The sequence below is a fragment of the Streptomyces longwoodensis genome, from assembly GCF_001514125.1.
GTDB lineage: Bacteria > Actinomycetota > Actinomycetes > Streptomycetales > Streptomycetaceae > Streptomyces > Streptomyces longwoodensis.
In genome coordinates this window covers 451,813-465,934 of record NZ_KQ948553.1, presented here as the reverse complement: position 1 = coordinate 465,934, position 14,122 = coordinate 451,813, and the positions used below count along the sequence as shown (strand labels likewise).

The window sequence follows — 14,122 nt, the reverse complement described above, 5'->3', positions numbered from 1 at the left end:
CCCCCACGTGACCGCGACCACCGCCGAGTCCACTGAGCCCACTCCCGGGTCGTCCGCCTCCCGCGCCGCGCAGATCCTCGCCCGGCCGGTCTCGATCAACGGCCTGACCGTCCCGAACCGCATCGTGATGGCGCCGATGACCCGCATGTTCTCGCCGGGCGGCGTCCCGGGCGAGGACGTGGTGTCGTACTACGCCCGCCGTGCCGCCGCCGGGGTCGGCCTCATCGTCACCGAGGGCACCTACGTGGGCCACGAGTCGGCCGGCGAGAGCGACCGGGTGCCGCGGTTCCACGGCGAGGAGCAGCTCGCGGGCTGGGCGAAGGTCGCCGACGCGGTGCACGCGGCCGGCGGCACGATCGTCCCGCAGCTGTGGCACATCGGCATGGTCCGCAGGCCCGGGAAGCCGCCGTTCGAGCAGGCCCCCGCCGTCGGCCCGTCCGGCATCCGGCTGGACGGCACCCAGGACGGCAGGGCCATGACCCGCGGTGACCTGGACGACGTCATCGGCGCCTTCGCCGAGGCCGCCGCGGCCGCCGAGCGCATCGGCTTCGACGGGGTCGAGCTGCACGGCGCGCACGGCTACCTCATCGACCAGTTCCTGTGGGCGGGCACCAACCGCCGGACCGACGCCTACGGCGGTGACCTGGTCGCCCGGACGAAGTTCGCGGCCGAGATCGTCGCCGCGGTGCGCGCGTCCGTGTCGGCCGACTTCCCGGTGGTCTTCCGCTACTCGCAGTGGAAGTCGGACAACTACGACGCCCGGCTCGCCGAGACCCCCGAGGAGCTGGAGGCCGTCCTCGCCCCGCTCGCCGCGGCCGGTGTCGACGCCTTCCACGCCTCCACGCGCCGCTACTGGCTGCCGGAGTTCGACGGCTCGGACCTCAACCTGGCCGGCTGGACCAAGAAGCTGACCGGCCGGCCCACCATCACCGTCGGCTCGGTCGGCCTGGACGGCGACTTCATCCGCGGCTTCGCGGGCGAGGGCTCCCCGGTCAAGGGCCTGGACGACCTGCTGGACCGCCTGGAGCGCGAGGAGTTCGACCTGGTCGCCGTCGGCCGCGCGCTGCTCCAGGACCCCGAGTGGGCCGCCAAGGTGCTCGCGGGCCGCTTCGACGACCTGGCGCCCTACGACGCGGCGGCACTGAAGACCCTCAGCTGACCCGCTCCGGACGCCGGGCGGACCGTCCGGCGTCCGCCGCCGGGCGGCCCGGGACGGGCCACCGCCGGGGCTACAGGTTCCCCATGGGTTCGATGTCGACCTTCACCGGGGTGCCCCAGATGCGCAGCACCTCGTAGTCGGTGAACTCGTGGACCAGGCGGTAGGCCATGGCCGGCCGGGACCCGCGGCGCAGCGCGGCCAGGTACAGCTCGGCCTCGCGGCGGTCGCGGCGCGGGGTGCCGCACAGCTGCCACTCCTGCCCGTTCCACAGCTCCGGCAGCCACCGCTGCTGGGGCTGGGGGCGGTCGCCCCGGACCCCGTACCGGGAGGGGGCGGACTGCTCGCCGTGCGGCCGGGACGGACCGTAGGGGCCCTGGGCGCCGTACTCGGAGCGGCGGGCGGCGCGGCGCCGGGTCTCGCACAGCAGGCACAGGTCGGGGGCGCCCTCGTCGACGGGCCCGTTCGGGTGCTCGGCGCACCGGGTGACGGGCGCCGCGGTGCCGACGCTCTCCTCCAGCAGGTCCAGGGCCCGCCGCAGGTCGGCCTTGACCTCGTGCAGCCGGGCGTCCGGGGTGTCGGCGGTCAGGGCGTCGCCGTGCTCGCCGAGGAGGCGGAGGGCACGGCCCAGGGCGGTGAGCTGCGCGTGGTTCATGGCGGGTCCGACGCCTCACGGTCTCGACGAGGTAGGGGCGGCCTCCAGGGTAGGCCGGTTTCAGCCGGACGAGCGGGCCGGTGCCGGGGCGCCCGCCTCCTCGGCGGTGCGGTGCGGGCCGTCGGGGAAGCCGGCGATCCACGTCGCGGCGAAGCCGACCCCGTAGCCGGTGAGCAGGCCGCCCGCGTAGACCGCCGCGGCCGCCGCCAGGCCGTGGGAGCCGGTCAGGAGCGGGAACAGGGCCCAGCCGGAGGGACCGATGGCCGTGGCGCCGACGTCGTCGCCGAGCATCGCGAAGAACCCGACGAACGCCCCGCCGGCCGCGCCGCCCGCGCAGGCGGTGAGGAAGGGACGGCCGAGGGGGAGGCAGACGCCGTAGACGAGCGGCTCGCCGACGCCGAGCAGGCCCGCCGGGAGGGCCGAGCGGATCGTCTCGCGCAGCGCCGTGTCGTGGCGCAGGCGGACGTACACCGCGCAGGCCGCCCCGACCTGGCCGGCGCCCGCCATGGCGAGGACGGGCAGCAGCGGCGTGGAGCCCTGCTGCTCGATCAGGGTGGTGTGCAGCGGGATGAGGGCCTGGTGCAGGCCGAGCATCACCAGCGGCAGGAACAGGCCGCCCAGCAGCAGCCCGGCGACCGCGCCGGTGTGGGTGAGCAGCCAGGTCGCGGCGGTGCCGACGGCCGAGGCGACGGCGCCCGCCACGTACATCAGGCCGTACAGCGTGGCGAGCCCGGCGACCAGCACGGTCACCGTCGGGGTCACCAGGACGTCCAGCGCGTCCGGCACCCGCCCGCGGCAGGCCTTCTCGACGTACGTGGCGAGCAGCGCGGCGGCCAGCGCGCCGAGCACCCCGCCCTGGCCGGGCACCAGCGCCACCCCGAACGCCGTCACCTTCGCCACCCCCGGGTACACCACCACGGCGGCGACGGCGCCGCCCAGCACGGGCGTCCCGCCGAACTCGCGGGCGGTGTTCACGCCGACGAACACGGCGAGGAGCGCCATGAACGCGGCCGCCACGACGCTCAGGGCGGGCGTGATCCCCGGTAGCCACCCGGCGTTGACCAGCAGGCCGTTGAGCCCGGCGAGGACCCCGCAGCCGACCAGCGCGGGGACCAGCGGGACGAAGACGGCGGCGACGCGGCGCAGGGCCGACCTCAGCGGCGTGGCGTCGCGCCGCCCGCGCTCCGGCCGCGACGCGGCGCCACGCGCGGCCGGTTCCCCTGCGACGCTGCCGTCCAGCAGCTCCTCGAAGGCGGCCGTCACCCGGGTCACGGCGCCGGGCCCGAGGACCACCTGGTACGTCCCGTCGTCGACGACCACCCCCAGCACCCCGGGCACGGCCCGCACCGCCTCCTCCCGCACCCGCGCCGGGTCCAGGAGCCCCACCCGCAGCCGGGTCATGCAGTGGGCGACGGAGGTGACGTTGGCGGGGCCGCCCAGCAGGGGCAGCAGGGCGGCGGCCGTGGCCCGCGGGCCGGTGCGGTCGGTGCGGTCGGTGCTCATGGGCGAAGCGTGCGGCTCACCCCGGCGTGGCGGCGAGCGCGGCACGCAGATGGCCGCCGGACTCCTCCAGAAGGCGGGCGGCGGTGGGCCCGTCCACCCCGGCGAGCAGCACCAGGATCGCGTGCTTCACCTCGCCCCCGGTGGCGGTGAGGGCCGCCTCGATCTCCTCGTCCCCGGCGCCGGTGGCGAGGGCGACGATGCGCCGGGAGCGGGCGCGCAGCTTGTCGTTGGAGGCGCGCACGTCGACCATCAGGTTCCCGTAGGTCTTGCCCAGCCGGATCATGGTGATCGTCGACAGCATGTTGAGCACCAGCTTCTGCGCGGTGCCGGCCTTGAGCCGGGTGGAGCCGGTGACCAGCTCCGGTCCGACGACCACCTCGACGGCGTGCTCGGCGGCCGAGGCGAGCGCGCTGCCCGGGTTGCAGGCCAGCCCGACGGTCAGCGCGCCCAGGGCGCGGGCGTGTTCGACGGCGCCGAGGGCGTAGGGGGTGCGGCCCGAGGCCGAGACGCCGACAACGGTGTCATCGGGCGTGAGGTGGAGGGCGTCCAGGTCGGCGACGGCCAGTTCGCGCGAGTCCTCGGCGCCCTCGACGGAGCTGACCAGGGCGTCTGGGCCGCCCGCGATGAGCCCGACCACCTCGCCGGGCGCGGTGTTGAAGGTGGGCGGGCACTCGGAGGCGTCCAGCACCCCGAGCCGCCCGGCGGTCCCGGCACCGGCGTAGACGAGGCGCCCGCCCCGGCCCATCCGGGCGGCGACGGCGTCGATGACGGCGGCGATCCGCGGCAGCTGGGTCCGGACCGCGGCCGGGACGCCGGCGTCCTCGGCGTTCATCAGCCGCGCGATCTCCAGCGTGGGCAGGCGGTCGATCTCGGCGAGGTCGGCCCGGAAGGCCTCGGTGGGCAGGGCGGACAGCTGGGAGAGCAGGGGGTCGGGGCGGGAGGTGCGGGGGGTGCGGGGGGTGGAGGAGGTCATGACGGACGGCTCTTTCCCGTGCGGCTGGTCATGGACAACGACCCCTACGGTCTACCGGTGCCGGTGCGCGAGCGCCTCGTACGACGCGGCCAGCGCCGGCGCGGCCGACTCGTAGGTGCGCTGCGCGACCCCCACGAACAGGCAGTCCACCACCAGCAGCTGACCGGTGCGCGAGGACATCGCGGCCGGGCGCAGCTCGCTCTCCCGGGCCGTCGAGGTGGTCAGCACGTGGTCGGCGTAGGCCGTCACCGGGCTGTCCGGGCGCCCGGTGATCGCCACCGTGGTGGCGCCCCGCTCGAAGGCGACCCGCAGCGGCTCGATGACGTCGCCCGTCGACCCGGAGTGCGTGATGGCGACGGCGACGTCCCCGCCGCGCAGCTGCACGGCGTTGGTGACCGCGAGGTGGGGGTCGCCGGGGGCGTGCGCCATCAGCCCTATCCGCAGCAGCTTCTGCGTCAGGTCCTGGGCGACCAGCCCGGACGCCCCGATCCCGTACACGTCGGTGCGCCGGGCCGCGGCCACCGCGGCGACGGCGGCGCCCAGTTGGACGGTGTCCAGCCCGGCCGCGGTGTCCGCGAGGGTCTGCTGCTCGTCGTAGGCGAGCTTGGCGACGACGTCGGCGATCGGGTCGTCGACGGCGATGTCCGTGGTGATCGCGGGCGAGCGCCCGGACTGCTGCTGGGCGGCCAGCCCGGCGAGGGCCAGGCGCAGGTCGCGGTAGCCGGGGTAGCCGAGGAGGCGGGCGGTGCGCACGACGGTCGCCTCGCTGGTGCCGGTGCGTTCCGCGAGACCGGTGACGGTCAGGGCCGCGCACCCGGCGGGGTCGCTCGCGACGGCCTCGGCGACGCGCTGCATGGAGCGGGTCATCGAGGGCGCGAGCGTGCGCACCTTGGCGGCGAGCGCCGCCGGCGGAGGGAAAGTTTCCTTCACATGCTCGGACACGACTGAAAGTTATTTCCGGTCCGGGGGCCCGGTCAAGAGTGCGCACAATGGGACCATGGATCCCGTGAGCCCCCTGGAACAGGCGCTGCACGCCGCCCGCGCCCGCGTGCTGGCCGACCTCGCCGCGGACGAGGTGGCCCAGCCGGACGTGGTGTCGATGGTCGAGAACTCCGTCGTGGAGCGCCGCTGGTGGGTGGAGCAGTGGCCGGACGGCGCGGCCTACCTGCCGGGCCTGGTCGCCCAGGACGTGCAGGACGCGTTGCTGGAGCGGTACGGCCGCTGGCCGCTGTGCCCGGTCTGCGGCTCGGGCGACCCGCACGCCCTCGACGTCGAGCCCGAACTCGGCCCGGACCCGCACTGGGTGTGCCACAAGGCGGGCGTGCGGGTCGCGGCGGTCGGCTCGCTCGGCGCGGCGGCGGGCGGCACGCCCTCGTCATGACCGTCTACATCGACCCGCCCACCTGGCCGGGGCACGGCCGTCTGTGGTCGCACCTGGTCAGCGACACCTCGTTCGCCGAACTGCACGCGTTCGCCGAGCGGTTGGGCGTGCCGCGGCGCGCCTTCGAGCGCGACCACTACGACCTGCCCTCGCACCGCTACCTCGACGCGGTCGCGGCCGGCGCGGTGGAGGTCGGCTCGAAGGAACTCGTGCGCAGGCTCACGGCAGCGGGGCTGCGCCGCCCCAAGGGCCGGGCCCGCTGAGACCGGCCACGGCTGTCGCGACCGGCCGTGACGCGCCTACCGCTCGCGCACGTACGGCCGGAGGGCCCGCCCCTACCGCTCGCGCACGTACAGCCGCATCGCCTGCGCCCCCGGCTCCCGCGGCGCCTCCTCCAGCGGGGCCGGGACGAAACCGGCCCGGGTCACCACGCCCTGCGACGGCAGGTTGTCCTCGTCGATGACCGCGCACAGCGTGCGCACCTCGTCGTGGGCCAGGGCGTGCGCCGTCAGGGCGCGCAGGGCCTCGGTCGCGTAGCCGTGGCCGCGGGCCGGCTCCACCAGGTCGTAGCCGACCTCCACCCGGCCCTCGTCGTCGGGAGGGCCGTGGAAGCCCATGGTGCCGACCGCCCGGTCGTCCTCCCGCCGTACGACGGCGAAGACGCCGAACTCCGGGTGCAGCACGCCGTTCTCGTACGCCTTGACCAGCATCCCGGAGGCGTCCCGGGCCCCTTGCAGGGGTGCGCCGCCCAGCCAGGCGTAGCCGCCGTCGCCGCCCGTGTGCAGGTCGACGGCGGCGGCCGGGGTCAGCGCTTCGAGGGTCAGCCGCTCGGCGGGCAGGGCGAGCGGGTTGACCCAGTGCCAGCCGGTGACCGGCGCGCGGTCGGGCAGCTCACCGCGGCCGGTGGCCCACCGCAGGGTCGGCCAGGGGGCGGCGTCCGGGCGCACGTGCGGGAACAGCCGGGTGAGCGCGCCCGCGCACAGGTCGGCCGGCGGCTCGTACGGCACGCCCAGGCCCTCGGCGATGTCGTGGGTGTGCAGCAGCAGTTCGGTGACGGCCATCGCGGCGAAGCCCTCGCGGTTGGCGCTGCGGAAGGGGTACGGGTGGTGGGCGCGCACCGCGCGCGGGGTGGTGCGCACGGCCATCGCCAGCAGGGTGCCGGTCGTCTCGACCACGTCCGCCACGCCCGCCGGTCCGGTGCCCTCGTCGAGGGTCAGGTCGAAGGGGACCCAGGCGTCGGCGGAACGGCTCGCCAGCAGGCTCGCGTAGGCGAGCAGCGTGCCCGCCAGGTGCTCGGCGGTCTGCAGGCAGCTCCACTCCAGCCGGCCGGCCGGCACCCCCTCCCAGTCCCGGTCCGTGACCGTCCGCAGCAGCCCGACGCCGCTGGCGACGGCCGCCTCCACCTGATCCCCGCCCCAAGTCCGCATGAGGGCAGCCTAGGCGCAGGTGCTGCTCAGCTCGACAGCAGTTCCAGCTCGCCCCTGAGGTTGTAGCGGGCGGTGGCCTCCCAGCGTTCGGCGCCGTGAGGGGTGCGGAACAGGCGGGGGAGGTCGAGGAGTTGGCGCAGGACCGCGGCGCGGCCCGCGCGGAAGGCGTCGTTCGGCACGAAGTGGTACTCCTCCCGGACGGCCGCCGTGTAGGCGGCGTACACCGAGGGCGCGGAGGCCAGGATCGCGAGGTCCGCGTCGCACAGGACCTGGCCGTTGCGGTCGTCGTCGGCCGGGTCGTGGGTGACGGTGAGGCGGACCAGCCGGGCGACCTCCGCGGTGGTCCGCTCCGGGACGCCCGCCTCGGGCAGGGCGCGCTCGGCGAGCGCGGCGGAGCGCTCCTCGTTCTCGGAGCGGTCCGGCAGGTACACCGCGTCGTGGAACCAGGCCGCCAGCCGCACGGCGTCCGGGTCGTCGGCGTACGCCTGGAGCGTGTCGACGTGGTCCAGGACCGCGGCGAGGTGGGTCAGCGTGTGGTAGTGCCGCTGGGGCTCCTGCCAGCGGCGCAGCAGGGCGTCGGCGTACACGTCGGGATCGGGGTGGCGCGTGCCCTCCCTGACCGACAGCAGGGTGCGCAGCCAGCGGGTCCGCAGGGCGTCGAGGTCGACCATGGGTTCATTCTCCGCCTTGTCGCGCGGCGGGGCGGTTCCGGTTCGGGGAGGGCGGGGCGGTACCGCGCGGACACCCCCTAGCGTGGGGCCATGACGACGATGAGTACCGACACGTACGAGCCGAGGGACCCCGAGCTGCCCGGGCGGCTGCTCGTCACCGAGCGGGACGGGCTGGTGCCGTTGCTGCGGTCCCGGCCGGACGACGACTTCGCGCGGCCGGCGCCCGCGTGTCCGGGGTGGACGGTGCGGGACGTGGTCGCGCACTGTTCGGCCGCACTGGTGCGGGTGGTGGAGGGGCGCTTCGAGAAGGGCGTGTTCTCGCCCGCGTCGAACGACCGGGACATCGCCGAGCGGGCCGACTGGCCGAACCAGCGCGTCGTCGACGAGCTGGAGCGCGCGATGACCGAGGCCGGTCCGGCGATCGCGAAGGCCGGGGGCGTGCTCGACCTGGTCGCCCTCGGGGAGTGGGTGCACGGCGGCGACGTGCGGGACGTGTTCGGCGAGCCGGGGGCCTACGGCGGTCCCGGCCTGCCCGACGCGCTGGCACTGCTGGCGCGGGTGACCCGGGAGAAGGGCTGCCCCGCCCTGCACGCCGACCTCGACCACCTGGACGAACCGCTGCTGCTCGGCGCCGCCGACGGCGGGCGGACCCCGGCCCGCTTCATCGGCGACGGCCCGACCCTCGTCCGGCTGTACGCGGGGCGCCGGCCCGCCGAGGGGGTGTCGTACGAACTGGCCGGGGCCGAGCCGGGGGAACTCAACATCTTCGGCTGACCCCGGGTGGCCCCCCGGGCGGGCCCTCCCGGCGTACCCTGGCATTGGACTAGACCTGTAGCCGCTCCAGGGGAACACGACGGAAGGGGTCCTATGAGCACGCGTGCAGTCCTGGAGGTGATCGCCCTCGACCCCGAGGACGCGGTCGCCGCCCAGGCCGGAGGCGCGGACCGCCTCGAACTGGTCACCGACATGGCCGCCGACGGGCTGACCCCGTCCGTGGCGACCTTCGCCGGGATCCGGGCCGCCGTCGACCTCGACCTGCGCGTGATGCTGCGGCTCGCGGACGGGTTCGCGGCGGGGGACGTGGCGCGGCTGGCCGGCCTGGCCGGCGAGCTGCGGGCGGCGGGGGCCGACCAGTTCGTGCTCGGCTTCCTCGACACCGCCGGCGAGGCCGACCTCGACGCGGTGGAGCAGGTCGTCGGGGCGCTGGAGGGCTGCCGGTGGACCTTCCACCGCGCGATCGACCGGGCCGCCGACCGTGACGCCCTGCGCAGGCGGCTCGACGGCCTGCCCGGCCTGGACACCTACCTGACGGCCGGTTCCGCCACGGGCGTCGACGACGGGCTGACCGTGCTCGTCACCGAGGCCGGACGGCGCGGCCTGCCGGGCTACGACCAGCAGCTCCTGGTCGGCGGCGGCCTGCGCCTGGACCACGTCCCGGCCCTGCGGACGGCCGGCATCGACGCCTTCCACATCGGCGGCGCGGCCCGCCCGGACGGCTGGTCCGGCCCGGTGTCGGCGGATGCCGTCGCCGCGTGGCGCCGCGCGGTGGACGGCGCCCCGGCACCCGAGGCGGTACGGGAGTCCCGGACCGCGGAGGTGGGGGAGTTGCTCTGAGCGTCGCGGGCCGGGGGTGTCCCTCCTGGGCGGGGGACCGCGCGGACGCGGCCTACGACACGGCCTGGCCCAGCTGTTCCGGCAGGGGGCCCGTGTGGGTCACCGTCAGGCCCGACACCGCTCGGGTGAGGGCGACGTACAGCCGCCGCAGGCCGGTGCGTTCGTCCGGTTCGCCGTCGACCACGGCCCGGGGCTCGTCCAGGACCACGTAGTCGTACTCCAGGCCCTTGGCGAGGGACGCCGGGACCAGGGTGAGGCGGGCTTCGGCGGTCGTCTCCTCACCGGGGGCGAGGTGGGGCAGCCCGGCGGCCGCGAGGGCGTCCGCCAGCGCGGGCACGCGCGCGTCGGCCGCGATCAGGCCGATGGACCCCTCGTGGCGCAGCGCCTCCTCGCACGCGGCGACCACGTCCGCGTCCCCCGCGACCGCGCGGACCTCGAAGGAGCCGGGGTTCTCCCGCACCGACGCCACCGGGGTCAGCCCCGGCGCGATGTGCGGGAGCAGCCGCGAGGCGTAGGCGATCACGTCCGTCGGGACACGGAAGCCGGCCGTCAGCTCCTCGATCACCGCGTCCCGCTTGCCGAGGTGCCCGAGGGCCTTCTCCCAACTGCGGGTCGCCCAGGGCGTGGTGCCCTGCGCGAGGTCGCCGAGGACCGTCGCCGAACCGGTCGTGCAGCGCCGCCCGACCGCCCGGTACTGCATGGGCGACAGGTCCTGCGCCTCGTCCAGCACCACGTGGCCCAGCGAGTGCGTCCGCCCGATCAGGTCGGTCGCCTCGTCGACCAGCACGGCGTCCGCCGGCGACCACCGCGCCGACTTCACCGAGCGGACCGGCTTCTCCCACAGGACCGTCTTCTGCTCCTCCGCGCTCAGCACGCCCTCGGCCTGCCGGGCGAGGAAGTCGGCGTCGGTCAGCAGCCGCAGGACCAGCTTCGCCGGGTCGACCGGCGGCCACACCGCCTTCACGGCCGCCTTCACCGCGCTGTTGCGGGCGACGGCGTCCTGCACCCGGTCGTCCGGCGCCTCGCCCGAGCGCTCCATCTGCACCAGCACCGCGTGCGCGATGCGCTGCGGCAGGGCCTCGCGGGCGGCGCCGTAGCGGATGTCGCGGTCCAGCAACTCACGCACGATGGCCTCGAGTTCGTACGCCGGCACTCGCCAGCGCCGGGAGCCGCGCACCACGACGACCGGCTCGGTCGGCATCGTCACGTGCGCGTACACCGCGCGCCGCAGCACCTCGGCCATCCGGGCGTCGCCCTTGACCACGGCGGCGGCCGCGTCGTCGGTGCCGCGCACCTCCACGTGCGCCACCAGGTCGTCGACCGTCGCCTGCCGCACGGTCAGCTCGCCGAGCGCGGGCAGCACCTGCTCGATGTAGTGCAGGAAGGACCGGTTCGGCCCGATGACCAGGGTCCCGGTGCGGGCCAGCCGCTCGCGGTGGGCGTACAGCAGGTACGCCACCCGGTGCAGGCCGACCGCCGTCTTCCCGGTGCCGGGGCCGCCCTGCACGCACACGGTGCCGCCGAGGCCCGACCGGACGATCTCGTCCTGCTCGGGCTGGATGGTGGCGACGATGTCGCGCATCGGGCCGACGCGGGGCCGCTCGATCTCCTGCTGGAGCAGCTTGCTGGTGCGGGCCGCCTCGCCGGGGTCGGAGAGGTGCTCGTCCTCGTACGCCGTGATGTCCCCGCGCGTGTAGCCGAAGCGGCGGCGCAGCGCGACGTCCATCGGGTCCTTCTTGGACGCCCGGTAGAACGGCTGCGAGACCGGCGCGCGCCAGTCGATGACCATCGGGTCGCCGTCGGCGTCGTGCACGTGCCGGCGCCCGATGTAGAAGCGTTCCCCCTCTGCTCCCTCGGCCCGGTCGGCGCCGGGCGCGTGCAGGTAGTCGAGCCGGCCGAAGAACAGCGGGGTGTCGCTCAGGTCGGCCAGGGCCTTGATGCGCTCGTCGATCTGGCGGGCCAGCACCTCGGCGTTGACCCAGTTCGCGGTGACGTCGCGGATGTCGAGCGACTCGACGTCCTCCCGCATGGCGCGCAGCGCGGCTCGGGAGGCGGCCAGGTGGGAGCGCTCGCGGGAGAGGGGGTCGTCGGCGGACAGGGGCGTGGACAAGGGGGTGCCTCCGGGCCTGCGGGACGGTCATGGGGGTCCGGCCGGTTTCCGTCCGGTCGGCGGCGCTCCGGGAGGGAGGCGGGCAAGAGCGGAGATTCTAGGACCGGGGGCGGGCGGCAGGCCAATGGATATTCGCCCGGCCTGCGCGGCGGCCCTCTGCGCGGCGGCCCTCCGCGCGGACGCCCCGGAGCGGCCCGGGAGGTCCCGCCCCCTAGGGGAGCCGTCCCCCGTCCGGAGGGGACGGTGCTCCACCCGGGGGTGGAGCGGAGATCCTCCCGAAGTGGCTCTCCGGACCGATGCCACCCTTATGTCCCCGATCGCACCATGGAGACATGAGCGCAGCGACCATCACCCACGCCCCGGCCCCGGGCCGTCCGCCCGGCGCCACGTCCCTGTCCGTGTCCGGCAGCCACCACCACCGTCTCGGCGACACCCTGCGCGCGATACGCGTCTTCGCGGGCGCCGCCTTCGACGTGATCATCCTCGGGGAGTACGGCGAGGAAGCGGGAGTCCGCCGCTCCTGACGGCACCGCGCCGGCCCTCCCCGGCGACGACGACCACCTCGTCGCCCTCGGACCAGCGCCGGCGGTCCGCCTTGGGCGGATTCAGGCGCAGCCCGTAGCCGGGGGCCCGGTGGGCCTCGGCGTGGCTGCGGTAGCCGATGGCGCACTCGCCCCGGTCGCGGGCCGCCGCGACGACCGTGGCGAAGGACGTCTCGTGGCCGGTCAGGACGTAGTCGGCGGCCGACCGCAGGTGGAGCTGCGTGCCGCCGGCCGAGAACAGTTCGTCGAACACGGCCGCCAGGTGGGGGTTCTGGGAGATCTGCGCCATCAGCAGTCCGATGAGCTTGCCGCTGATGATCACGTCGGCGCCCGGCCCGAGCGGGGCGAGGGGACGGTTGCCGTCGTCGGTGAGCTCGGTGACCACCGGCAGTTCCCGGCCGGTGCGCCGTTCGAGGTGGCGCAGGACGAGCAGGGTGACGAGCGTGCGGGTGTCCGGCTCCTCGGGGGGCTCACCGGCCCGTGGCTCCTGGCCGAGCACGACGACGCTCCGGTAGGAGGCCAGGTCCAGGCCGGCCAGGGTCTCCGGCCGGGTGGTGTCGCCCCGGAGGGCCACACAGGTCCAGTCGGAGCCCTCACCGCCCTCGCCGCCCTCGCCGGCCTCGTCACGGTCGCCGCCCTCGCAGGCGGCCCGCACCGTGGCCTCGTCCTCGTCCGCCACCACGTCGGCCACCGACCCGGGGGGCGCGTTGCGGCCCCACTCCCGCAGCACGAGGGGCGCACGCCGGTTCCAGCCCAGCACCAGCAGCCGCTCCGGCCGGGTCTCCGGCGGCCGGACGCCCGCCACGAGCCGCTCGTCGACCAGCGGCGCGCAGTCGGCGAACTCGGCGGTGTCGTCGTCTGCGGCGATGACGAGGAGCTGGTCGTCGGGTTCGAGCACCGTCCCCGCGGGCGGGTTCAGCCAGGGCACCCCGCCGCGGATCAGCCCGACCGCGCTGGCGTTGCCGTAGGAGAGCAGCGCCTCGCCGAACTCGCGGCCGGCCAGGGACGGGTGGGCGGCCGGGTAGAACTCGTCCCCGGCGAAGTCGAGCAGGTCGCGGTGGACCAGGGACAGTCCCGGGCGGCGCGCCGCCTGCGCGATGAGCCGGGCGGTGACGGTGTCGCTCTCCAGGACGACGCCCCGGGACCCGGCGGCCAGGCGGGCCGCGAGCAGGTGGCCGCTGTCGCGGACCGCCGCCACGACGGGCACGGTGACCTCGCCCCCGCGCGCCGTCGCCCGCAGGGCCAGCAGCGCCTTCACCACGTCCGCGTCGCCGCGGGACGCGTCGGGCGGCAGCACGATCACCGAGTCGGCGGTGGCCGGGCTGGTCAGCGCCAGCACGGCCGGGTCGGCGGACGGGCCGCTGCGGCAGATCAGCCGGGTCCGGCCGGTCGGGCCGACCTTGCTCTGCAGGGACTCCTCCATGGCCGTCTTGTCGCGGTCGGCCAGGATCGCCACGGCCGAGCGCCGCTGGTTGGCGCCCGCCGCGACCAGTTCGCCCACCACCGTGAAGACCTGCTCCGACCAGCCCAGGACCACCACGTGGCCGCGCTCCAGTAAGGTCGAGCGGCCGCGCCGCAGGGCGATCAGCCGCTCGGTGAGCCCGGTCGTGATGAGTCCGACGAGGGTCGAGACGTAGACCAGGGCGACCAGGGCCAGCAGCACCGACAGCGCCACCCGGGCCGGGCTGCCGGTGGTGCCGCCCAGCCGCATGGTCTCCCCGGTCAGCCGCCAGATCGCCGCGACCTTGCCGGACAGGGTGGCGGGGGCGTGCCCGCTCGTCCACACCAGCGCCGCGCTGGCGGGGACGACCACGGCCAGGCAGACCAGTACAAGCCAGCCCACCAGGGCCGAGGTGCCGCGCGCCAGGGTCGTGTCGAACCAGTACCGCGCTCGGGCACCCGCCCCGGGCCGCTGTTCCACTGTGTTCCCCCTCCGCGCGCAGGTCTGTAGGGGGCAGTGTCCTGACCCGGCCTCACACGCCGGGCGGCACGGGGGCGCGATTCATCCCTTCGCCGTAATCGGGGGCAGGCGCCCGCCCCCTCGTGCCTCCGCGCACCCGGCCGGCACCGGTTTGGACGGGGGTGGCGCG

14 protein-coding genes are annotated in these 14,122 nt (G+C 75.8%); 6 read left to right on the top strand and 8 right to left on the bottom strand.

The genetic code is table 11. The features are described from left to right. Positions 1–7 precede the first annotated feature (7 nt). The gene (locus AQJ30_RS17175) at positions 8–1,159 is read left to right on the top strand and encodes an NADH:flavin oxidoreductase (protein WP_067234400.1); all 1,152 of its coding nucleotides are present in this window, start codon (positions 8–10) and stop codon (positions 1,157–1,159) included. A 70-nt stretch (positions 1,160–1,229) separates the two neighbouring features. On the opposite strand, the gene AQJ30_RS17170 is transcribed toward AQJ30_RS17175, so the two are convergent. Genes AQJ30_RS17170 through AQJ30_RS17155 form a run of 4 tightly spaced genes read right to left on the bottom strand, consistent with a single transcriptional unit; the run spans position 1,230 to position 5,229 of the window. Continuing rightward, positions 1,230–1,811, bottom strand: a complete 582-nt coding sequence (locus tag AQJ30_RS17170; RefSeq protein ID WP_067234397.1) for a hypothetical protein — start codon at positions 1,809–1,811, stop codon at positions 1,230–1,232. A gap of 60 nt (positions 1,812–1,871) precedes the next feature. Next, positions 1,872–3,314 carry a PTS transporter subunit EIIC gene (locus AQJ30_RS17165; RefSeq protein WP_079084098.1) on the bottom strand — a complete coding sequence of 481 codons (1,443 nt, stop codon included), beginning with the start codon at positions 3,312–3,314 and terminating at the stop codon, positions 1,872–1,874. 16 nt (positions 3,315–3,330) lie between these two features. Further along, a complete protein-coding gene (gene murQ, locus AQJ30_RS17160) occupies positions 3,331–4,287 on the bottom strand; it encodes an N-acetylmuramic acid 6-phosphate etherase (RefSeq protein ID WP_067234395.1) in 957 nt (318 codons plus the stop codon). Positions 4,288–4,338: 51 nt separating this feature from the next. Beyond that, positions 4,339–5,229 (bottom strand): MurR/RpiR family transcriptional regulator, encoded by an 891-nt coding sequence (locus AQJ30_RS17155; RefSeq protein ID WP_245726965.1) that lies wholly within the window; start codon positions 5,227–5,229, stop codon positions 4,339–4,341. A 55-nt stretch (positions 5,230–5,284) separates the two neighbouring features. On the opposite strand from AQJ30_RS17155, the gene AQJ30_RS17150 reads away from it, so the two are divergent. Together AQJ30_RS17150 and AQJ30_RS17145 are read left to right on the top strand one after the other, a co-directional pair. Beyond that, positions 5,285–5,668 carry a hypothetical protein gene (locus tag AQJ30_RS17150; protein ID WP_067234389.1) on the top strand — a complete coding sequence of 128 codons (384 nt, stop codon included), beginning with the start codon at positions 5,285–5,287 and terminating at the stop codon, positions 5,666–5,668. Then, positions 5,665–5,931 (top strand): DUF4031 domain-containing protein, encoded by a 267-nt coding sequence (locus AQJ30_RS17145; protein WP_067234386.1) that lies wholly within the window; start codon positions 5,665–5,667, stop codon positions 5,929–5,931. Before AQJ30_RS17150 ends, AQJ30_RS17145 begins: the two co-directional genes overlap by 4 nt. Before the next feature lie 72 nt (positions 5,932–6,003). On the opposite strand, the gene AQJ30_RS17140 is transcribed toward AQJ30_RS17145, so the two are convergent. Next, positions 6,004–7,095: a GNAT family N-acetyltransferase gene (locus tag AQJ30_RS17140; protein WP_107119603.1), complete on the bottom strand. Its 1,092-nt coding sequence runs from the start codon at positions 7,093–7,095 to the stop codon at positions 6,004–6,006. Positions 7,096–7,121: 26 nt separating this feature from the next. Next, positions 7,122–7,766 (bottom strand): HD domain-containing protein, encoded by a 645-nt coding sequence (locus AQJ30_RS17135; RefSeq protein WP_067234381.1) that lies wholly within the window; start codon positions 7,764–7,766, stop codon positions 7,122–7,124. 90 nt (positions 7,767–7,856) lie between these two features. Here AQJ30_RS17135 and AQJ30_RS17130 point away from each other — a divergent pair, with 90 nt between their 5' ends. Continuing rightward, positions 7,857–8,540: a maleylpyruvate isomerase family mycothiol-dependent enzyme gene (locus AQJ30_RS17130; protein WP_067234378.1), complete on the top strand. Its 684-nt coding sequence runs from the start codon at positions 7,857–7,859 to the stop codon at positions 8,538–8,540. 93 nt (positions 8,541–8,633) lie between these two features. After that, on the top strand, positions 8,634–9,380 hold the full coding sequence (locus tag AQJ30_RS17125) for a copper homeostasis protein CutC (protein ID WP_067234375.1): 747 nt from the start codon (positions 8,634–8,636) through the stop codon (positions 9,378–9,380). 52 nt (positions 9,381–9,432) lie between these two features. Here AQJ30_RS17125 and AQJ30_RS17120 read toward each other — a convergent pair whose 3' ends face one another. Continuing rightward, positions 9,433–11,490: a HelD family protein gene (locus AQJ30_RS17120; RefSeq protein WP_067234372.1), complete on the bottom strand. Its 2,058-nt coding sequence runs from the start codon at positions 11,488–11,490 to the stop codon at positions 9,433–9,435. 332 nt (positions 11,491–11,822) lie between these two features. On the opposite strand from AQJ30_RS17120, the gene AQJ30_RS17115 reads away from it, so the two are divergent. Beyond that, positions 11,823–12,014 (top strand): hypothetical protein, encoded by a 192-nt coding sequence (locus AQJ30_RS17115; RefSeq protein WP_067234370.1) that lies wholly within the window; start codon positions 11,823–11,825, stop codon positions 12,012–12,014. On the opposite strand, the gene AQJ30_RS17110 is transcribed toward AQJ30_RS17115, so the two are convergent. Then, positions 11,968–13,953, bottom strand: a complete 1,986-nt coding sequence (locus AQJ30_RS17110) for a CASTOR/POLLUX-related putative ion channel (protein WP_079084097.1) — start codon at positions 13,951–13,953, stop codon at positions 11,968–11,970. The two genes, AQJ30_RS17115 and AQJ30_RS17110, sit on opposite strands and share 47 nt — an antisense overlap. Positions 13,954–14,122: the final 169 nt, after the last annotated feature.